The organism is Methylosinus sp. RM1 (assembly GCF_011378635.1).
In the GTDB taxonomy this organism is placed as follows: Bacteria; Pseudomonadota; Alphaproteobacteria; order Rhizobiales; family Beijerinckiaceae; genus Methylosinus; species Methylosinus sporium.
This window is the reverse complement of record NZ_WOVC01000046.1, coordinates 1-17,867: the sequence shown is the minus strand read 5'-3', so window position 1 is coordinate 17,867 and position 17,867 is coordinate 1. Positions and strand designations below refer to the sequence as shown.

At 63.8% G+C, this 17,867-nt stretch carries 20 protein-coding genes and 1 tRNA gene; 19 read left to right on the top strand and 2 right to left on the bottom strand.

What is annotated here, in order from left to right:
* The first annotated feature begins 371 nt into the window (after positions 1 to 371).
* Genes FMZ75_RS19015 through FMZ75_RS19005 form a run of 3 tightly spaced genes read left to right on the top strand, consistent with a single transcriptional unit; the run spans position 372 to position 2,663 of the window.
* A complete protein-coding gene (locus tag FMZ75_RS19015; RefSeq protein ID WP_246729091.1) occupies positions 372 to 1,874 on the top strand; it encodes a glycosyltransferase family 1 protein in 1,503 nt (500 codons plus the stop codon).
* 24 nt (positions 1,875 to 1,898) lie between these two features.
* A complete protein-coding gene (locus tag FMZ75_RS19010; RefSeq protein WP_158271793.1) occupies positions 1,899 to 2,042 on the top strand; it encodes a hypothetical protein in 144 nt (47 codons plus the stop codon).
* A 57-nt stretch (positions 2,043 to 2,099) separates the two neighbouring features.
* Positions 2,100 to 2,663 carry an NYN domain-containing protein gene (locus FMZ75_RS19005; protein ID WP_142863646.1) on the top strand — a complete coding sequence of 188 codons (564 nt, stop codon included), beginning with the start codon at positions 2,100 to 2,102 and terminating at the stop codon, positions 2,661 to 2,663.
* 76 nt (positions 2,664 to 2,739) lie between these two features.
* Here the strand turns inward: FMZ75_RS19005 and FMZ75_RS19000 are convergent, their stop codons facing one another.
* The gene (locus FMZ75_RS19000) at positions 2,740 to 3,948 is read right to left on the bottom strand and encodes an MFS transporter (RefSeq protein ID WP_166145335.1); all 1,209 of its coding nucleotides are present in this window, start codon (positions 3,946 to 3,948) and stop codon (positions 2,740 to 2,742) included.
* Positions 3,949 to 4,176: 228 nt separating this feature from the next.
* On the opposite strand from FMZ75_RS19000, the gene FMZ75_RS18995 reads away from it, so the two are divergent.
* The 6 genes from FMZ75_RS18995 (at position 4,177) to FMZ75_RS18970 (ending at position 8,551) form a co-directional block, all read left to right on the top strand.
* Positions 4,177 to 5,736, top strand: a complete 1,560-nt coding sequence (locus FMZ75_RS18995; protein WP_166145332.1) for a leucyl aminopeptidase — start codon at positions 4,177 to 4,179, stop codon at positions 5,734 to 5,736.
* Between the two features lie 119 nt (positions 5,737 to 5,855).
* Positions 5,856 to 5,931: transfer RNA gene (locus FMZ75_RS18990), tRNA-Glu, on the top strand.
* Between the two features lie 157 nt (positions 5,932 to 6,088).
* Positions 6,089 to 6,682, top strand: a complete 594-nt coding sequence (locus tag FMZ75_RS21770) for a hypothetical protein (protein WP_246729094.1) — start codon at positions 6,089 to 6,091, stop codon at positions 6,680 to 6,682.
* A gap of 51 nt (positions 6,683 to 6,733) precedes the next feature.
* The gene (locus FMZ75_RS18980; RefSeq protein ID WP_166145344.1) at positions 6,734 to 7,246 is read left to right on the top strand and encodes an arsenate reductase ArsC; all 513 of its coding nucleotides are present in this window, start codon (positions 6,734 to 6,736) and stop codon (positions 7,244 to 7,246) included.
* A gap of 61 nt (positions 7,247 to 7,307) precedes the next feature.
* Positions 7,308 to 7,646: a FecR/PupR family sigma factor regulator gene (locus FMZ75_RS18975; RefSeq protein ID WP_166145329.1), complete on the top strand. Its 339-nt coding sequence runs from the start codon at positions 7,308 to 7,310 to the stop codon at positions 7,644 to 7,646.
* Between the two features lie 23 nt (positions 7,647 to 7,669).
* Positions 7,670 to 8,551 (top strand): helix-turn-helix domain-containing protein, encoded by an 882-nt coding sequence (locus tag FMZ75_RS18970; RefSeq protein ID WP_142863650.1) that lies wholly within the window; start codon positions 7,670 to 7,672, stop codon positions 8,549 to 8,551.
* A 142-nt stretch (positions 8,552 to 8,693) separates the two neighbouring features.
* On the opposite strand, the gene FMZ75_RS18965 is transcribed toward FMZ75_RS18970, so the two are convergent.
* On the bottom strand, positions 8,694 to 9,653 hold the full coding sequence (locus tag FMZ75_RS18965) for a helix-turn-helix transcriptional regulator (RefSeq protein WP_246659916.1): 960 nt from the start codon (positions 9,651 to 9,653) through the stop codon (positions 8,694 to 8,696).
* Positions 9,654 to 9,937: 284 nt separating this feature from the next.
* Here FMZ75_RS18965 and FMZ75_RS18960 point away from each other — a divergent pair, with 284 nt between their 5' ends.
* From FMZ75_RS18960 to FMZ75_RS18915, 10 genes are all read left to right on the top strand, one after another.
* Positions 9,938 to 10,723, top strand: coding sequence for a sulfite exporter TauE/SafE family protein (locus FMZ75_RS18960; RefSeq protein ID WP_166145326.1), 786 nt, complete (start codon positions 9,938 to 9,940; stop codon positions 10,721 to 10,723).
* An 80-nt stretch (positions 10,724 to 10,803) separates the two neighbouring features.
* Positions 10,804 to 11,148, top strand: coding sequence for a helix-turn-helix transcriptional regulator (locus FMZ75_RS18955; protein ID WP_108916893.1), 345 nt, complete (start codon positions 10,804 to 10,806; stop codon positions 11,146 to 11,148).
* On the top strand, positions 11,145 to 11,657 hold the full coding sequence (locus tag FMZ75_RS18950) for an ArsI/CadI family heavy metal resistance metalloenzyme (RefSeq protein ID WP_166145323.1): 513 nt from the start codon (positions 11,145 to 11,147) through the stop codon (positions 11,655 to 11,657). Before FMZ75_RS18955 ends, FMZ75_RS18950 begins: the two co-directional genes overlap by 4 nt.
* Positions 11,654 to 12,091, top strand: coding sequence for an arsenate reductase (glutaredoxin) (gene arsC / locus FMZ75_RS18945; RefSeq protein WP_166145321.1), 438 nt, complete (start codon positions 11,654 to 11,656; stop codon positions 12,089 to 12,091). Before FMZ75_RS18950 ends, arsC begins: the two co-directional genes overlap by 4 nt.
* An 18-nt stretch (positions 12,092 to 12,109) precedes the next feature.
* Complete coding sequence (arsD, locus tag FMZ75_RS18940; RefSeq protein WP_166145319.1) at positions 12,110 to 12,466, top strand: arsenite efflux transporter metallochaperone ArsD; 357 nt, start codon at positions 12,110 to 12,112, stop codon at positions 12,464 to 12,466.
* A 10-nt stretch (positions 12,467 to 12,476) separates the two neighbouring features.
* Positions 12,477 to 14,246 (top strand): arsenical pump-driving ATPase, encoded by a 1,770-nt coding sequence (arsA, locus tag FMZ75_RS18935; protein ID WP_166145316.1) that lies wholly within the window; start codon positions 12,477 to 12,479, stop codon positions 14,244 to 14,246.
* Positions 14,247 to 14,334: 88 nt separating this feature from the next.
* Entirely contained in the window at positions 14,335 to 15,375 is a 1,041-nt protein-coding gene (arsB, locus tag FMZ75_RS18930) for an ACR3 family arsenite efflux transporter (RefSeq protein WP_166145341.1), read from the top strand.
* A gap of 29 nt (positions 15,376 to 15,404) precedes the next feature.
* Entirely contained in the window at positions 15,405 to 16,235 is an 831-nt protein-coding gene (locus FMZ75_RS18925) for a class I SAM-dependent methyltransferase (protein ID WP_166145313.1), read from the top strand.
* A gap of 63 nt (positions 16,236 to 16,298) precedes the next feature.
* Positions 16,299 to 16,964, top strand: coding sequence for a type I restriction-modification system subunit M N-terminal domain-containing protein (locus tag FMZ75_RS18920; protein WP_246729089.1), 666 nt, complete (start codon positions 16,299 to 16,301; stop codon positions 16,962 to 16,964).
* A complete protein-coding gene (locus tag FMZ75_RS18915; protein ID WP_166145310.1) occupies positions 16,961 to 17,821 on the top strand; it encodes a restriction endonuclease subunit S in 861 nt (286 codons plus the stop codon). The genes FMZ75_RS18920 and FMZ75_RS18915 overlap by 4 nt, the downstream gene beginning before the upstream one ends.
* The last annotated feature ends 46 nt before the right edge of the window (positions 17,822 to 17,867 follow it).

The window sequence follows — 17,867 nt, the reverse complement described above, 5'->3', positions numbered from 1 at the left end:
GGGCGTTGGGCTGCTGCAGACGCGCGGCGTGGGTGAGCCATTTGTCCTGGGTGTCGGACTTGATCGACCGGTGTGTCTTTCGGGTTCAGATCGAACCGGAACGACTCTCGGTCTCCTTGTTCTGTCGTGTTTTCTTCACGCGAACCGGTTCCCACTTCGCTCGAAAGCACTCTAGCCCGCCCCTGCGTGGGACACAATCCCACGTGGACTTGACAGCAGGAGTTTTTGTTCGCACACTACGTGGGATAATTTCCCACGCCTAGCGATGGGGCGGGGATCGCGCGCTGTCGACCGCCGAACGGCTCGCCGCGATCGCAAAGAGGATGCGCGATTGAGCGTCGCGCTCCAGAGCATTCGGGACTTCTCGAGCCATGAACATGCATACGACGCCGGATCTTCTGAACGATGGACGATCTTTTGCGCCCGCCGTCGGCGTCGAGCCGCCGCAGGACGACGCGACGAGAATAGCGCTCTATCTGGCGACGCAAATTCAAAAAGAGCATCTCGAGCTGCACCGACAGCGCGTCGCCGGCGCCATCGATCCGGTGACGGCGCATTGCTATCTGAAGATCAAGGAATTCTATTGGACCACGGCGCGTCTCTTGGGTTTCGCGCATCTGCACGACGGCACGCGCGCGCGCATCCCGCATCCGCCGCGTCCGCCGCTGCCGCCGTCGCTGCGCGGCGAGGATCCCACTCGCGCCATTCTCGGCGCCGCGACGCCGCGTCTCTTCATCGATGTGACGCCGACCTATCGATATGGCGGCAACCAGGGAATTCAACGCGTCGTTCGCGAGATCGCCAAACGATCGCTCCGCAGCGACGGCTCATTGCCGGTGGTGATCGAAAACGGCAGGCTCGCGCCTTATTTCGCAGCGCAGAAGCCGCATCCGCCGATCGAGTTTCGCAAGGGCGACAAATTGCTGATTTTCGACGCGAGCTGGCTGGCGACCGACGAATATGTTCCAATCATCGAGAGATTGACGGCCGCCGGCGGACAGCTCGTCACCTTGGTCCATGATCTCATTCCTCTGACGCAGCCGCTCAGCGTCTCGGCGCCGATGACCGAAAGATTCGAGCATTGGTTCGAAGCCGTCGTCTTGAAGAGCGATCGAATCCTATGCGTCTCGCGAAGCGCCGCCGACGATCTCGTTTCCTATGTCACGCGCGAAGGCAGCCGGACAAAGCCCGATTTGCGCATCGGCTGGTGGCGGCTCGGCGCCGATTTCGACGAGCAGACCGACGCGCGCGTCTCGGCCGAGGCGAGCGACATAATGGCGGGCGCGACGCCGATCTTTTTGAGCGTCGGCACGCTCGAGCCGCGCAAAGCCTATCCGATTGCGCTGGAGGCTTTCGATATTCTCTGGCGCGCCAATGTCGTCGACGCGCGCTATGTGATCGTCGGCCACGCGGGCTGGCAGAGCGAGGCTCTGCAGCGAGAGATCACAAATCATCCCGAATTCGGCCGCCGTCTCTTCTGGCTGAAGGATGCGAGCGACGCGGATCTGCGCCTCTGCTACGAGCGCGCGCGCGGATTGATCTTTCCGTCGACGGTCGAAGGATTCGGCCTTCCGCTCGTCGAAGCCGGCCGCCGCGGCCTTCCGGTCATCGCCTCCGACATTCCCGTGTTTCACGAGATCGGCGGCGCCGATGTCCGTTATTTCGATCTTCTCGACCCGGTCGCTCTCGCCGGCGAGATTCTGCGTCTGTCGCGCGAGGCGTCGACGAGCGTCCGAGCGTCTCACATCACTTGGGACGATTCCGCGCAGGCGCTCTTCGATCTCATATGGACCGACGCCTATCCAGCGCGAATGCCCGGCGCAATTTCCGAGCCGGGCTCCGCCGCCATGACCGACCAGCTTCGCGCCGTATGAGACTGCGCCACGAGAGGAGCCTCCATGAATCTGTCCGTGATCATGATGATCCAGCCGCATATCGAAACGGCCGCCGAAATTCTCCGATTCTTGGGCAATGGACTCGTCATCGTCGATCTCGTGGGTTTCGTGGCGATGCTCGGAATTCTGATCTTCGAGCTGTTTTGACGCCGCCGTTCGAGTGGCCGGCGGCGCCCGACGCGCTTTGCGAATATGAGAGAGAAAATGCGATCTTGCGATCGAAGCGCGATATTCATCGACGGCGCCAATCTGCATTTCGCCGTCGGATGTCTCGGCATCGATCTCGACTATGCGCGTCTGCTGCGCCTGTTGCGCGGCGGTTCGCCTGCGGCGAAGGTCTTCTATTATGCGGCGTCGACAGAGGCGCAATCCGACGGGAGCGCGAGCCGGCTGACCGATTGGCTCGCCTATAATGGATATGTCGTCGTCGCCAAGCCGGTCGCGCAATCGGTCGACGGCTTCGGTCGCCGCAGAAACATAGGCAGCATAGACGTCGATCTCGCGGTCGCCGCTCTGGCGATGGCGGAGCATGTCGAGGCGATGACATTGGTTTCCGGCAATGGCGCTTTCCGACCGCTCATTGAGGCGGTCCAGCGCAAAGGCGTGCGCGTATCCGTCGCTTCGACGATCCGAACGCGGCCGCCGATCATCGCGGAAGATTTGCGGCGTCAGGCCGATGAATTCATCGATCTCGCCGACCTCGCCGACGAGATTCGTCGCGCGCCGTTCGAAACGGTCGGTCGACGATCGCCGCCGCGACCGGAATGACTCTGAATATCCTTGTTCGGTCGGTTTTCTTCACGCGAACCGATTCCCACTCGAAAACCACTCTAGAATCGTTTCGCTAGGATCGGCGAGACGCCGCGTCGCCCGAGGGCAGGAAGACGGCGAGCAATCCGATCAGCGGCAGGAAGGAGCAGAGAAGGTAGACGAATTCTATGCTCGTCCGATCGGCCAATTCGCCCAGCGCCGCCGCGCCGACGCCGCTCATGCCGAAGGCGAAGCCGAAGAACAGGCCGGAGACCGCGCCGATGCGATTGGGGGTCAACTCCTGCGCATAGACGAGGATCGCCGGAAAGGCCGAGGACAGCATGAAGCCGATGATCGCGCTGAGGCCGATCGTCGCCGGAAGGCCGACATAGGGCAGAGCGAGCGTGAAGGGCAGCACGCCGAGGATCGACGCCCAGATCACGCGCTTGCGGCCGAGCCGATCGCCGAGCGCGCCGCCGATGACCGTGCCGCCGGCGGAAGTGGCGAGGAAAACGAACAAATAGATTTGCGCATCCTCCTGCGTCGAGCCGAAGCGGCTCATCAGATAGAAGACATAATAATTGCCGAGCGCGGCCAGATAGACGAATTTCGAGAACATCAGCGCGACGAGCACCGCGAGCGCGCGGCGCCGCTGGCCGAGGGAAAGGCCCGTGTCCACAGGCGGAGCGATGCGGGACGGCGCCCGCGCATGGCCATTGCTGCGGAACCAATGGCCGAGCGCCATCACCACGCCCATGCCGCCGAGCGCGACGAGCGCGAACCAGGCGAGGCTGGCCTGCCCGCGCGGCAAAATGAAGAAGGCGGCGAGCAGCGGTCCGAGCGACGAGCCGAAATTGCCGCCGACCTGGAACAGCGATTGGGCGAGGCCATGCGCGCCTCCCGAGGCGATGCGGGCGATGCGCGAAGATTCGGGATGGAAGATTGAGGAGCCGATCCCGAGCAGCATCGCCGCCGCCAGCAGCGCCGGATAGCTGGGCGCGAAGGCGAGCGCCAGCAGCCCGCACAAGGTCGAGCCCATGCCGACGACCAGCGAATAGGCTTGCGGGCGGCGGTCGGTGTAGAGGCCGACCAGCGGCTGCAGCAGAGATGCGGTGACCTGATAGGTGAAGCTCAGCAGGCCGATCTGCCCGAAATCGAGATCGAACCCGCCTTTCAGCAGCGGATAGACCGCGGGCAGCAGCGACTGCATCATATCGTTCAGGAAATGGCAGAAGCTGATCGCGCCCAGCACGGAAAATGCGGGCGCGCCGGCCTCCGGCCGGGCGGCGATGGATCGGCTCAAGGATGCGACCTTTCTTCCTCGGGCGGCGCGCGCCGCCCGAGGCTGCGACACATAAGAAGCAAAGCCCGCGCCGTCCACAAGAGAACGACATTGCCGCGCCGGCGGAGCGCCGTTCCCGCTCCTGTCCGGCGCGACGAGCGTTGACCCTCGGCGGCGTCGGGACGATAGTGCGTCAACACTGCCGCGTAACCGCGGCAAACGCCTGTTTTCCCTATGAGAGGTTCAAAAATGTCCGCCTATGTGAAAATCGAGACCGTGTCTTTCGGCGAGGCGGAGCGGCGTCTCGCGGCGTCTCCAGAGGCCGGCGGCAGACCTCTCGTCCTCATCGCCTTCGCCGGCGCCAAGCTCCGTTTCGGCTCCGAATCGGAGACGATTCTCAAAGAGGCGCTCCCGCAAGTGACCCGCGCCGCCGCCGCCGCGAAATTCACCGGCAAACGCGGAACTTCGCTCGATCTCTATGCGCCCCAGGGGCTACCGTCGGTCGGCCGTCTGCTCGTCATCGGCGTCGGCTCCGCCGCGGAGGGAGAAGGCTCCGACAAGGCGGAGATTTTCGACGATTTCCTCGGCCTCGGCGGCCAGACGGCGGCCAAGCTCGGCCAGGGCCAGACTGCGCTCGTCGTCTTCGATCCGCCCGAGGCGCCGGCCGATCCCGCCGCCGCGGCCGGCCAATTCGCGCTCGGCGCCGAGCTGCGCGCCTATAAATTCGACCTCTACCGCACCAAGAAGAAGAAAGACGATTCCGAGCGCGAGGGCGCGAGCGACATCGCTCTGGCGGTCGCCGACCCCGACGCCGCGCGCGGCGCGGTCGGGCAGTCGCTCGGCCTCGCGGAGGGCGTCGTCATCGCCCGCGATCTCGTCAACGAACCCGCCAATGTCCTCTATCCCGAGGAGTTCGCCCGCCGCGCCGCCAAGCTCGCGGCGCTCGGCGTGGAGGTGGAGATTCTCGACGTTCCGGCGCTGGAATCGCTCGGCTTCCGCGCGCTTCTCGGCGTCGGCCAGGGCTCGGTCCATCCGAGCCGCGTCGTGATTCTGCGCTGGAACGGCGGCGCCCCCGGCGCGCAGCCCATCGCCTTCGTCGGCAAGGGCGTCTGCTTCGACACCGGCGGCATCTCCATAAAGCCGGCGGCCAGCATGGAGGATATGAAGGGCGACATGGCCGGCGCCGCCGCCGTGACCGGCCTTCTGCACGCGCTGGCGATGCGCAAGGCCAAGGCCAATGTGATCGGCGTGCTCGGCCTCGTCGAGAACATGCCTTCGGGCGAGGCGCAGCGGCCGGGCGACATCGTCACCTCGCTCTCCGGCCAGACGATCGAGATCATCAACACCGACGCGGAAGGCCGGCTCGTGCTCGCCGACGCGCTCTGGCATGTGAAGGAGACATACAAGCCGGCCTTCATCATCGATCTGGCGACGCTGACCGGCGCCATTCTGGTGGCGCTGGGGCAGGAGCACGCCGGCCTCTTCTCCAATAATGACGAGCTGGCGGGCCGCATCCTCGAGGCCGGCAAGGCGACCGGCGAGAAGCTCTGGCGCCTGCCGATGGGCCCGGCCTATGACAAGCTGGTCGATTCGAAATTCGCCGATATGAAGAACACGGGCGGCCGTCACGCCGGCTCGATCACGGCGGCGCAATTTCTGGAGCGATTCGTCGACAAGACGCCCTGGGCGCATCTCGACATCGCCGGCACGGGCATGGGCTCGCCGGCTTCGGACATCAACCAGAGCTGGGCGTCCGGCTGGGGCGTGCGGCTGCTGGACCGTCTGGTGAAGGATTATTACGAAGGCTGAAGCGGCCCGCCGCCCCGCCGGCCTTCGGCGGGGCGGCGTCGATACGACGGCGTTCGGATAATCGCGTTCGGATAACCTCTTGCTCGACCGACCGGAGCAGTCTATAGACGCCCTCGTCCGCTCCCTTCGTCTAGTGGCCCAGGACGTCGCCCTCTCACGGCGAAAACAGGGGTTCGAGTCCCCTAGGGAGCGCCATTTGCGTATAAAACCGCGAACGCCATTGCCGATTTGTTCTCCGCCGGAGACGACGGCCTGTTCGAGGCTGGTTTTCGAGCCGTGAATGCGGATGACTTGGTCGTCGACCTCGACGACCGCCCGCAAATAGGCCCTGCGGAACGACGTTTCGCCGACCGTGATCTTTTCTCGCATGACGGCGCGCAGCCTGGGATTCGAATTCGATCTCAGAGGCCGCATAGACGATAATTGGAGCGTCATCGCCGATTACACGCATGACGATGTGCGAACCGTGGAGGGCGCGAGCTCCTACGATCCGCTGACGCTCATCGCGACGCAGCTCGCCATCGCCAGCGCCGAGCTGCCGGGCAGTCCGCGCAACTACGGCAATCTGCGCGGGACTTCCATATTCGGCGCTCGATCGATCACGCGCCCCCCTCGACCGATGCGGAAGTCGACGCCACGCGCCGTATCGATCGCATTGTCGCAGGCGAGAGCGCCGAATTTCGCGCGAATGTCGCGGCTGTGGCTGTCGATATCGCGCCGCATGGGCCACATCCGAAATCTGGTCGCGCGTGAACGCCATGCCGGGGCAATCGGCCGGCGCCGCAGCTGCGGCGCCGGCGAGGGCGAGCCGCAATCCTTTTGTGCAGCTACCCTTTCGCTGAGCGGCAAGGAGGCGCGCTCGACGCGAGGGCGGGGGCGCGGCGTCAAAAATCGGCGTCGTAGCTCGATCTCTGCTTTGCAGAAGAAGCGACGAGCGCTATATTAATATGTCGATAGGTCCAGACATAACGGAATATCACCCAGAGGGACGCCAATGATGGAAGACAGGGTCTATAATGTGCTTTTTCTCTGCACCGGCAATTCCGCGCGCTCGATCATCGCCGAGGCGATCCTCGATCGCGTGGGCGCCGGTCGATTCAAAGCCTATAGCGCGGGCTCCCGGCCAAAAGGCGAGGTCAATCCGTATACGGTGGCGGTGTTGGAGAAGTCCGGCTTCAAAGCGGATGGCTATCGCTCCAAAAGCTGGAGCGAATTTGCCGAGCCCGGCGCTCCGCCGCTCGATTTCGTCTTCACCGTCTGCGACGACGCCGCGAAGGAAGAGTGCCCCTATTGGCCGGGCCAGCCGATGACGGCGCATTGGGGTTTGCCCGACCCTGCCGCTGTCGAAGGGACCGAGATCGAGAAGCATCTGGCCTTCGCCGATGCGTTCCGTATGCTCAACAACCGCATCTCGATCTTCGCCTCCCTTCCGATGAAGGGCCTCGACAAGCTCTCCTTGCAGAGGCGGCTCGAGGAGATCGGCAAGGCGAAGCCTGTCGACGCCGCCTGAGCGCGTCGCGCTCGGAGGCGGACGGCTCGGGTCATGCTCGAAACGCCGGACTTGCGATCTGATGGAACCGGACGATCCGACTCCCGATTTGGACCCGCTGCTGTGCGAGGCTCTTTCATGGGTCGTCCGCATGCATTCGGGCGAAGCGACCCGCGCCCATCTCGTCGAGCTGCAGCAGTGGCGCGGGATGAGCCTCGAGCATGAGGAAGCCTTCCGCGAAGCCTCGCAGCTCTGGCGCGCCTGCCGTGAGGCGGCGCGCGAGCTGGCCGAGGAAGCCGCAGCCGCGACGGTCGCCGCGGATCCGCCTCCGGCAGGCGCTCGATGCGATCCGCTCCAGGACCGCTTGTCGACAGGTAGTGACGCGTCGAGAATTCGACTATTCTCGCCAAAGGGCCGCTGACGGTCCAAGGAGGCGAGGGACAAATGACGGAAGATCGGATCGCCGCAGCCGAGATCGTCGGCATTTTCGAGGCCTTGGCGCAGACGACGCGCCTCGAGGCCTATCGTCTGCTGCTGCGCTATCTTCCCTATGGACTGCCTGCGGGCGACATCGCCCGCCTTCTGGCCGTGCCGCACAATACGCTCTCGACCCATATCGCCCATCTCGAACGCGCCGGACTCGTCCTCGGACGACGCGAGGGGCGTTCGGTGATCTACGCCGCCAATTCCAGCAAATTGGGCCATGTGCTCACGACGATGCTGACCGATCTCGGCGCATCGCTCGATGATCTCACTCTCGCGGCCCCCGCCTTTCCGCAGAAGCGTCCGAAATCGGCGAGCAAGCGGGTCCGCAATGTCCTGTTTCTCTGTTCCGGCAACGCCGCGCGCTCCATTCTGGCGGAGGCGGTTCTGAACCGCGAGGGCGGCGACCGCTTCCGCGCTTTTTCGGCCGGCAGCAGGCCCGCCGAGCGGCCCGATCCGGTCGGCGTGGAACTGCTGTCTTCGCTCGGCTACGACACGCGCGCGTTTCGCTCCAAGAGCTGGAAGGAATTCACCAAGCCCGACGCGCCGCGCATGGATTTCGTCATCACCCTCTGTGACGACATTTGCGAGCAGCCCTGCGGCCCCTGGCCGCGCAATGCGCTGCTGGCGCATTGGGGCGTCGCCGATCCGGCGATGGCGAAGGGCGACGACGCGCAGAAACGCGCCGCCTTCATGGAAGCCTATCGGCGTCTCGGCGCGCGGCTGACGGCCTTCGTCAATCTGCCCTTCGAGTCGCTGGACCGGGCGGCGCTGAAGAGCCGTCTCGCCGATATTGCGATGATGGAAGGGGCGACGGAACTGGCGGTGAATAATGCTGCGTGAGCGGTGGCGGGTGGTAGAAAATTCCGCAAAGCGCCTTTAGCCGTCAATTGTTGTCATATCTGGGTCCGCTTTCCTCGGGTTTCGTGGACATCTCAGCGACCGCCATGAGAGCGAATATACGATAGAATTTCGAGCGCCCGGCTCACGTTTCGGCGACGATCTTTCCGATATCGCGGATGTCATATCCGCCGATGTTCTCGAATTCGTTCCTGAATCTATCGGATCGCAGAATTTTCAACATTGTCGCTATCTCGTGGGTCTCGAGCTGCTCCTTCTTGACGACGATGTCGTAGCGCTCCTTCTTGAGCGGAATGAAATCGACATTCTCGACCTGTCGGGCAATTTTCTCGTTGCCGACAGCGATATCCGCGTCGCCTCTCCCCACCGCGCTCGCCACGGTGAGATGCGACTGGTTCTCATTGTCGTAACCCTTGATTTTGCTGCCGTAGAGTCCCAGTAGGCCGAGGTTTTCGTCGAGCAGCACGCGTGAGCCGGCGCCCTTCTCGCGATTGATCATCGTGATGTCGTCTCGCGCGAGATCGCGCCACGAGCGAATGCCTTTCGGATTGCCCTTGGCGACGTAAAAACCTTGCATACGGTAGGTGACATTCACGATCAGGCAGCGGACGCCCGGCACGAGCGCTCGGACATAGGGCGCGTTGTAGTCGTCGGTCGAACTGTCCCAAAGATGCGCCGTGGCGGCGCTGACCTTGTTCAGGTAGAGGGAAACGAGGCTGTCATAGCTGCCGATGTAGGCCCGCAACGCCATGACGCCATGCATGCGCATGAAGTTCGATAGAATGTCGAGTATCAGATCCTGGCCGCAGATGACGAAGCCATTCGCGCTTCGGCGTTCGGGCGACAAATCGAAATAGCGATCCTCGTCGAGCGCCGACGGCCCATTGCGCGTCGCGGCGCGTGCGGTCGTGCCGGACCGTTCGACATATTCCCGCACATGAGCTTCGGTGAATCGGAACTTTCGACCGACCTTGTAATGGCCGATGTCGCCGTTCTTGATCAGGCCATACACGCCGCTCTTGCTGACATGCAGCATCTCGGCGACGTCCTCGGCGGTCAGGGCGCGACGTTTGTCCGGCGACACGGCCTATATCCATATTGGTTGCATTTCGTATTCTTTCGCGCATTTCTGATGCAGAGTCACCTGGTTTCAATCCCTTCATGTTTACATTGATGCTTTTCCATTGCATTTGAAGCCGCGTTTTCGAGGCTAGCTAACCACTATCTTCGATTTCGTCTTATTTCGTGTCGTTTCGGGTATCGCATCGTGCGTCGCGATCCGAAACCCATCGGAGGTTCGATATGCCCGTTCCGTCAGAGTCCGCATCGCCCTCCACTGTGGGCACGAGCGGGGGAACCGATCGGCTCATGACAAAACCCAGGCAGGTTTTCGCTTTTGTCGGCGGCGCAGCGATCGGCGCGCTCGGCGGACTGATAGGTCTCGGCGGCGCCGAATTTCGACTGCCGCTGCTCATCGGGCCGTTTCGATTTCGCGCTCTCGAGGCGGTCATCCTCAACAAGGCGATGAGCCTCATCGTCGTCGCCACCGCTCTGCCGTTTCGCGCCGCATCCGTCCCCTTTGCCGCTGTCGCCTCCAATTGGCCGATCATTCTCAATTTGCTGGCAGGCAGCTTGGTGGGCGCGTGGCTCGGAGCAGGATGGGCGACGAAGCTGAGCTCTCGCAACCTGTATCGAATCCTCGCCGTGCTTCTGGCGCTGATCGCCGGAGCGCTGGTCTTCGGCCATGGCGCGACGACGGCGTCCGCGCACCTCTCGGGAGCGTTGCTGATCGTCGCCGGCGTGATCGCGGGCTTCGGCATCGGGATCGTCGCCTCACTCATGGGAGTCGCGGGAGGCGAGCTGCTGATTCCGACGCTGGTGCTGCTCTTCAGCGCCGACATAAAGCTCGCCGGCAGCCTCTCGCTCGCCGTGAGTCTGCCGACCATGATCGTCGGCTTCACTCGTTACAGCCGCGACAGCGCCTTTGGCGTCGTGACGCGCAACAAGGCGTTCGTCCTCATCATGGCGTCGGGCTCGATCGCGGGAACCTTCATAGGCGGGCGTCTCCTCGGGATCGTGTCGGATCAGCTCTTGATTCCGGCTCTCTCCCTGATTCTCGTAGCGTCGTCGGTGAAAGTCTGGCGCCACGAGTAAATCGGCGCCCGAATGGAAATTCTCCGCACGCCCTCGCTCGCCCGCCTTGACAATCTCTATAATTCAAACATATTTGAACTATGGAAAAGAACAACGCCATCGCGGCCCTCGTCGCGCTCGCTCACGAGTCCCGCCTCGATATTTTCCGGCTGCTGATGCAAGCGGGCCCCAAGGGGCTTCCCGCCGGAAAAATCAGCGAGCGGCTCGGGCTTCCTGCGACGACGCTGTCTTTCCACCTCAATCAGCTCAAGCACGCCGATCTCGTGACGTTCCGTCGGGACGGCCGCTCGCTGATCTATTCGGCCGCCTATCCCGTCATGAATGCGCTGCTCGCCTATCTGACGGAGAATTGCTGCAAGGGCGACGCCGCCGCTTGCTGCGTCACGGAAGCCGATACGACCTGCCAGACCGAGAGGGTTCCATGAAGCGCCTGCATCTGCATGTGTCCGTCGATGACCTGCCCCGATCCATCCATTTCTACAGCGCGCTGTTCGGCGCCGCGCCGACAATCGAGAAGCCCGATTACGCCAAATGGATGCTCGACGATCCGCGCGTGAATTTCGCTATTTCGGCGCGAGGCGGGTCGAGCCTCGGATTGGAGCATCTCGGCATTCAGGTCGAAACCACGGACGAGCTGCACGACGTTTATGGTCGCCTGAAGCAGGCCGGCGGGCGCGTCTATGAAGAGGGCGCGACCACCTGCTGCTATGCGAAGTCGGAAAAATCCTGGATCGCCGATCCGCAAGGGCTGATGTGGGAGACCTTCCTCACGACGGGCGAAAGCCCGGTCTATGGCGGCGATCCGGCGCTGGACGCGCTGAAGGACGAAGCGAACGCCCGCTGCGCGCCGACGACGCCGCAAGGCGAATGCTGTCCGCCGAAGCCGGACCTTCCCGCAAAGGCGCCGTGCTGCGGCGCGAAGGAGCCCGCATGAGTGCGCCCGATGTGATCATCTATCACAATCCCGATTGCGGAACCTCGCGCAACACGCTCGGCCTCATCCGCAACGCCGGGATAGAGCCGCATGTGATCGAATATTTGAAGACGCCGCCGACGCGCGCGCTGCTCGAGCAGCTCATCGCGCGAATGGGGATACCGACACGGGCGCTGCTGCGGGAAAAAGGGACGCCCTATCACGAGCTCGGCCTCGGCGATCCGACGCTGACCGACGAGCAATTGCTCGACGCGATGATGGCGCATCCGATCCTCATCAATCGGCCGATCGTCGTCACCTCCATGGGCGTGAAGCTGTGCCGTCCGTCGGAGGCGGTTCTGGACATTCTGCCGCTGCCGCAGCGCGGCGCCTTTTACAAGGAGGACGGCGAGCTCATCGTCGATTCCGCCGGCCGGCGCGTGGCGACGGCATAACAATCGAGGGAGACGGATATGACGGCAATCGAAATCTATGACCCGGCGCTCTGCTGCAGCACGGGCGTGTGCGGAACCGAGGTCGATCAGGCGCTGGTGAGCTTTGCCGCCGATGTCGATTGGGCGAAGCAGAACGGCGCTCGCATCGAGCGATTCAATCTGGCGCAGCAGCCGCTCGCCTTCGCCGAGAATGCGATCGTCAAAGCCTTTCTGGAGCGTTCTGGGCAGGAGGCGCTGCCTCTGGTGCTGGTTGCGGGCGAGGTCGCTCTCGCCGGGCGCTATCCGAGCCGCAGCGAGCTTGCCCGCTGGGCCGGCCTTGTCGAGACCGCGACGGAGCCGAAGCCGAGCGGATGCTGCGGCGGCGGCAGTTGCTGAAGGCCCCCAGATGAAATTCCTCGAGCAGCCGCCGCGTTTCCTGTTCTTCACCGGCAAGGGCGGGGTCGGCAAAACATCGATCGCCTGCGCGACGGCGATCGCGCTCGCCGAGGCCGGGCGGCGCGTGCTGCTGGTCAGCACCGATCCGGCGTCCAATGTGGCGCAAGTGTTCGGAACGATCATCGGCAATCGGATGACCGACATTCCCGGCGCATCGGGCCTGTCGGCGCTGGAGATCGACCCGCAGGCCGCTGCGCAGGCCTATCGCGACCGTATCGTCGGCCCGGTGCGCGGCCTGCTTCCGGACGCTGTGGTGAAGGGGATCGAGGAGCAGCTATCGGGCGCCTGCACGACGGAGATCGCCGCCTTCGATGAATTCACCGCGCTGCTGGTCGATTCCGCGCTCACCGCGAATTACGATCACATCGTTTTCGACACAGCGCCGACGGGACATACGATCCGTTTGCTGCAATTGCCGGGCGCATGGAGCGGCTTTCTCGAATCCGGCAAGGGCGACGCCTCTTGCCTCGGGCCGCTGGCGGGGCTGGACAAGCAGCGCGCGCAATATGGCCGCGCCGTCGAGGCGCTGGCCGACGCCGGGCGCACGCGCCTCGTGCTGGTCGCCCGCGCGCAGCGATCGGCGCTGAACGAAATCGCCCGCACGCATAAAGAGCTGGCGGCGATCGGCATCGCGCAGCAATATCTCGTCATCAACGGCTTGCTGCCGGAAGAGGAGGCGAAGCAGGATTCGCTCGCCGCCGCCATCTATGAGCGCGAGCAGGCGGCGTTGCGCGCGCTGCCCGCCGAGCTCGCCGCTTTGCCCTGTGATCGCGTCGCGCTCAGGCCGTTCAATCTCGTCGGCCTGGACGCCTTGCGGCAATTGCTCGGCGCGACGCCGTCGCCGGCGAACGCGAGCGAGGACGAGCCGATCGCGCTCGACGCGCCGAGCCTGTCGGAGCTGGTCGACGCAATAGCGGCGGACGGTCACGGTCTCGTGATGCTGATGGGCAAGGGCGGCGTCGGCAAGACGACTCTGGCGGCGGCTATCGCCGTGGAGCTCGCCCGCCGCGGCCTGCCCGTGCATCTCACCACATCCGACCCGGCTGCGCATCTTGCGGAAACGCTCCATGGATCATTGGAGCATTTGAAAGTGAGCCGTATCGATCCGCATGCGGAAACGGAACGCTATCGTCGCGAGATATTGGCCGCCAAGGGCGCCGAGCTGGACGCCGCCGGCCGCGCGCTGCTGGAAGAAGATTTGCGCTCGCCCTGCACCGAGGAGATCGCCGTGTTTCAGGCCTTCTCGCGCATTATCCGCGAGGCGGGCGAGAGTTTCGTGGTGATGGACACGGCGCCGACCGGCCATACCCTTCTGCTGCTGGACGCGACCGGCGCCTATCATCGCGAGGTCGCGCGCCAATTGGACGCCAAAGGCGCGCATTACACGACGCCGATGATGCAATTGCAGAATCCCAAGCAGACCAAAGTTCTGCTGGCGACGCTCGCCGAGACGACGCCCGTTCTGGAGGCGGCCGGCCTTCAGGCCGATTTGCGGCGCGCCGGAATCGAGCCTTGGGCGTGGATCATCAACAATAGCGTGGCCGCCGCGCGCCCGCATTCGCCGCTGCTCCGTCAGCGCGCGCGCAATGAGATACGCGAGATCGACGCCGTCGCCGCCACTCATGCGCGGCGCTATGCGATCGTCCCGCTGCTGAAGGAAGAGCCGGTCGGCGTTTCTCGCCTTCTGGAATTGGCGGGCCGCGCCGTCGAAGCCGCCTGATATTTCACCGAAAGGAAAACCGATGGAACTGCGCGCAACTCCGGCCGCCATGGAGCCGGATCGAAGCAAAGCATCCGCCGCGCCCGCCATGGGCGTTTTCGAGCGCTATCTGACCCTGTGGGTCGCGCTCTGCATCATCGTCGGCATCGCGCTCGGCCAGGCGGCGCCCTTCGTTTTCCACGCCATTGGAGAGGCGACGGTCGCGCAAGTGAATCTCCCGGTCGCGGCGCTGGTGTGGCTGATGATCATCCCCATGCTGCTGAAGATCGACCTCGCCGCGCTGGCGCAGGTGCGCGAGCATTGGCGCGGCATCGCTGTGACCGTGGGGATCAATTGGCTAGTGAAGCCGTTTTCCATGGCTCTGCTCGGCTGGCTGTTCATCGCGCATCTGTTCCGGCCCTTTCTGCCGGCCGATCAGATCGACGCCTATATCGCCGGCCTCATTCTGCTGGCGGCGGCGCCCTGCACGGCGATGGTGTTCGTGTGGTCCAATCTCGTCGACGGCGAACCGCATTTCACTCTGTCGCAAGTCGCGCTCAACGACACGATCATGATCGTCGCCTTTGCGCCGCTCGTCGCTCTGCTGCTCGGCCTGTCGTCCATCACCGTGCCTTGGGGCACGCTGCTTCTGTCGGTCGGCCTCTATATCGTCGCGCCGGTCGTCGCATCGCAGCTCTGGCGGCGCGCATTGCTGGCGAAGGGCGGCGCGGCGGCGCTGGCTGCGACGCTGCGTGTGCTCGGCCCACTCTCGCTGGCGGCGCTGCTGCTCACGCTCGTCATTCTGTTCGGCCTGCAAGGCGAGGAGATCATGCGACAGCCGCTGGTCATCGCGCTCCTGGCGACGCCGATCCTGATCCAGGTCTATTTCAACGCCGGCCTCGCCTATCTCCTCAATCGCCGCCTCGGCGTCGAATGGTGCGTCGCTGGGCCCTCGGCGCTGATCGGGGCCAGCAATTTCTTCGAGCTCGCCGTCGCGACGGCGATCGCTTTGTTCGGTTTCCAATCGGGCGCGGCGCTCGCGACCGTCGTCGGCGTGTTGGTCGAGGTGCCCGTCATGCTCTCCGTCGTCCATATCGTCCGCCGGTCGCGGACATGGTACGAGAACGCCGGCGCGTCCTCGCGCGCGTGAGCGGCGAATAGCGAGATCGGGGAAATCGGATGAACGAATTAGAAGCAGCAAAGGCGAAAGCCGCCGCCGCCTACAATGCCGCCGCCGACTATTTCGACCACCCCGTCAGCTCGTTCTGGCATCGCTTCGGACGAGAGACCGTCGATCGCCTGAGTCTTTCTCCCGGCGAATGCGTGCTCGACGTCTGCTGCGGCAGCGGCGGCTCGGCCTTGCCGGCCGCCGAGCGCGTCGGGCCGAAGGGCAGAGTGATCGCCGTCGATCTCGCTGAACGCTTGATCGCATTGGCCGCGTCGAAAGCGCAGAGCAAAGGCCTCGACACGATCGAGTTCCGCGTCGCCGACATGCTCGCCCTCGGCTATCCGGACGACGCATTCGATGCGGTGATTTGCGTGTTCGGCGTCTTTTTCGTGCCCGATATGACCGCGGCGATCCGGGAGCTGTGGCGCATGGTGCGTCCGGGCGGCCGGCTCGCCATCACCACCTGGGGCCCAAACCTGTTCGAGCCCGCGAACGGCGCCTTCTGGAGCGCGATACGGCAGGAGCGCCCCGATCTCTACCGGGGCTTCAACCCCTGGGACCGCATTTCCCAACCGACGGGCCTGCGCGAAATGCTGGCCGAGGCTGGCGTGAGCGGCGCCGACATAGTGGCGGAAGCAGGACGTCACCCCCTCCAGTCGCCGGACGATTGGTGGGCGATCGCTATGGGCAGCGGCTATCGCGGGACGCTCGCGCAGCTCGATCCCCAAACTTTTTCGCGGGTCCGAGAGACAAATCTGTCTCTTCTGCGCGCGAGCGGCGCGACTTCGATCGAGACGAATGTCCTTTACGCCGTCGCCGCCAGAGAAATCTCCCCGATGTGACGCTCGGGCGCGAGGAGCGCAGACCGGCGACGGTTTTGCCCGGGATGCTTTTGCCCGGGATACATGGGCAACCGCGCGCGCGAGGAGAGCCGATTGCTCGGCGCGGGGCGGCCGGTTACTCTGCCGCCGCTTTCGGGGGGAGATATGCTGACAGGCGAATTACGCGGCAAGATCGATGGCGTCTGGAATGATTTCTGGTCCGGCGGCCTCGCCAATCCGCTTCAGGTCATCGAACAGATCACTTTTCTCATCTTCATCAAGCGCCTCGACGAGATGCAGGAGCTCGAGGAGCGCAAGGCGACGACGCTTCGCCGCCCGCTCGAGCGGCGCATCTTCCCGGAGGGCGCGGACGCCCGCGGCGAGCCCTACGAAAATCTGCGCTGGTCCCGCTTCAAGAATTTCGCCGGGCCGGAAATGTTCCGCATCGTCGACGAGCATGTGTTTCCCTTCATCCGCTCGCTCAATGGCGACGGCGGCGCCTCCGACGTGCTGATGCGCTTCGAGGAGCGGGGCGCCGCCGAGCGCGAACGCCCGCGCACGGCGCAGAGCTCTTGCGTGCCCAAGGCGGATATTGCGGCGGCGGGCTATGACCTCTCGCTCAATCGCTATCGCGAGGTGGAGCATGAGGAGGTGGAGCACGAGAGCCTGGCGGCGATCCTCGCCGATCTGCGGCGGCTCGAGGCGGAGATCGCGGAGGGGATGAAGCGGCTCGAGGAGATGGTGGGGTGAGGACAGCGGCGCTCGGGGATCTTTGCGAAATCATTATGGGTCAAGCGCCGAGCGGCGAAACCTATAATGCAGAAGGGGACGGAGCACCCCTCATCGCAGGCGCAAGCGATTTCGGGGAATTTTCTCCGAAGCCGAAACGCCACACGACGGCCCCCGCAAAATTGTCCCGGGTAGGGGACATCATTTTGTGTGTTCGCGCGACGATCGGAGATTTGAATTGGTCTGATCGGGAATACTGCTTGGGGCGCGGCGTTGCGGGTATTCGACCAAATCGTGAGAAAATCGATCCTTCCTTCGCGTGGTGGATTCTCCACGCCAACGCCGGCAATCTCGCGGCGCTTGGACGTGGCGCCACATTCAAACAGATCAATCGAGCGGATATCGAAGGCTTGGAAGTCTCGCTCCCGCCCCTCGACGAGCAGCGGCGGATCGCGGCGATCCTCGATCAGGCCAACGACCTGCGGCGCCAGCGCCGGGAGGCCATCGCTAAACTCGCCAAGCTATCAACCGGTCTCTTTGTCGAACTTTTCGGAACACCCCGGATTTCCTCCGCCTCCTCATCCATCAGCGATTTGGGAAGCATCTCAGTATTTGAAAACGGGGATCGCTCAAGCAATTACCCTAGCGGGGACGACATATTGACGAGCGGGATTCCATTCCTGAGCACGAAAAACATTGTTGATGATAAACTCGATCTCGGGAGCCTTCTCTTTATTTCGTCGAGCAAATTCGCATCTTTGTCGCGGGGCAAGGCACGCCATAATGACCTCATTATCACGCTTCGAGGCACTTTAGCATTACAGTTGCTTTTTCAGATGGGCTCGCCTTGCTTCGGCTTGGTGCGCTCGTCGCCATAACGACCATGTGATGACGAACTCGGGGCGAATGCGTTTTCGTGCGAGG

Bases quoted from the DNA above. Each gene is read 5' to 3' on its own strand.
- FMZ75_RS19015 (WP_246729091.1), top strand. From the start codon at position 372: ATGAACATGCATACGACGCCGGATCTTCTGAACGATGGACGATCTTTT.
- FMZ75_RS19010 (WP_158271793.1), top strand. From the start codon at position 1,899: ATGAATCTGTCCGTGATCATGATGATCCAGCCGCATATCGAAACGGCC.
- FMZ75_RS19005 (WP_142863646.1), top strand. From the start codon at position 2,100: ATGCGATCTTGCGATCGAAGCGCGATATTCATCGACGGCGCCAATCTG.
- FMZ75_RS18995 (WP_166145332.1), top strand. From the start codon at position 4,177: ATGTCCGCCTATGTGAAAATCGAGACCGTGTCTTTCGGCGAGGCGGAG.
- FMZ75_RS18980 (WP_166145344.1), top strand. From the start codon at position 6,734: ATGGAAGACAGGGTCTATAATGTGCTTTTTCTCTGCACCGGCAATTCC.
- FMZ75_RS18975 (WP_166145329.1), top strand. From the start codon at position 7,308: ATGGAACCGGACGATCCGACTCCCGATTTGGACCCGCTGCTGTGCGAG.
- FMZ75_RS18970 (WP_142863650.1), top strand. From the start codon at position 7,670: ATGACGGAAGATCGGATCGCCGCAGCCGAGATCGTCGGCATTTTCGAG.
- FMZ75_RS18960 (WP_166145326.1), top strand. From the start codon at position 9,938: ATGACAAAACCCAGGCAGGTTTTCGCTTTTGTCGGCGGCGCAGCGATC.
- FMZ75_RS18955 (WP_108916893.1), top strand. From the start codon at position 10,804: ATGGAAAAGAACAACGCCATCGCGGCCCTCGTCGCGCTCGCTCACGAG.
- FMZ75_RS18950 (WP_166145323.1), top strand. From the start codon at position 11,145: ATGAAGCGCCTGCATCTGCATGTGTCCGTCGATGACCTGCCCCGATCC.
- arsC (WP_166145321.1), top strand. From the start codon at position 11,654: ATGAGTGCGCCCGATGTGATCATCTATCACAATCCCGATTGCGGAACC.
- arsD (WP_166145319.1), top strand. From the start codon at position 12,110: ATGACGGCAATCGAAATCTATGACCCGGCGCTCTGCTGCAGCACGGGC.
- arsA (WP_166145316.1), top strand. From the start codon at position 12,477: ATGAAATTCCTCGAGCAGCCGCCGCGTTTCCTGTTCTTCACCGGCAAG.
- arsB (WP_166145341.1), top strand. From the start codon at position 14,335: ATGGGCGTTTTCGAGCGCTATCTGACCCTGTGGGTCGCGCTCTGCATC.
- FMZ75_RS18925 (WP_166145313.1), top strand. From the start codon at position 15,405: ATGAACGAATTAGAAGCAGCAAAGGCGAAAGCCGCCGCCGCCTACAAT.
- FMZ75_RS18920 (WP_246729089.1), top strand. From the start codon at position 16,299: ATGGGCAACCGCGCGCGCGAGGAGAGCCGATTGCTCGGCGCGGGGCGG.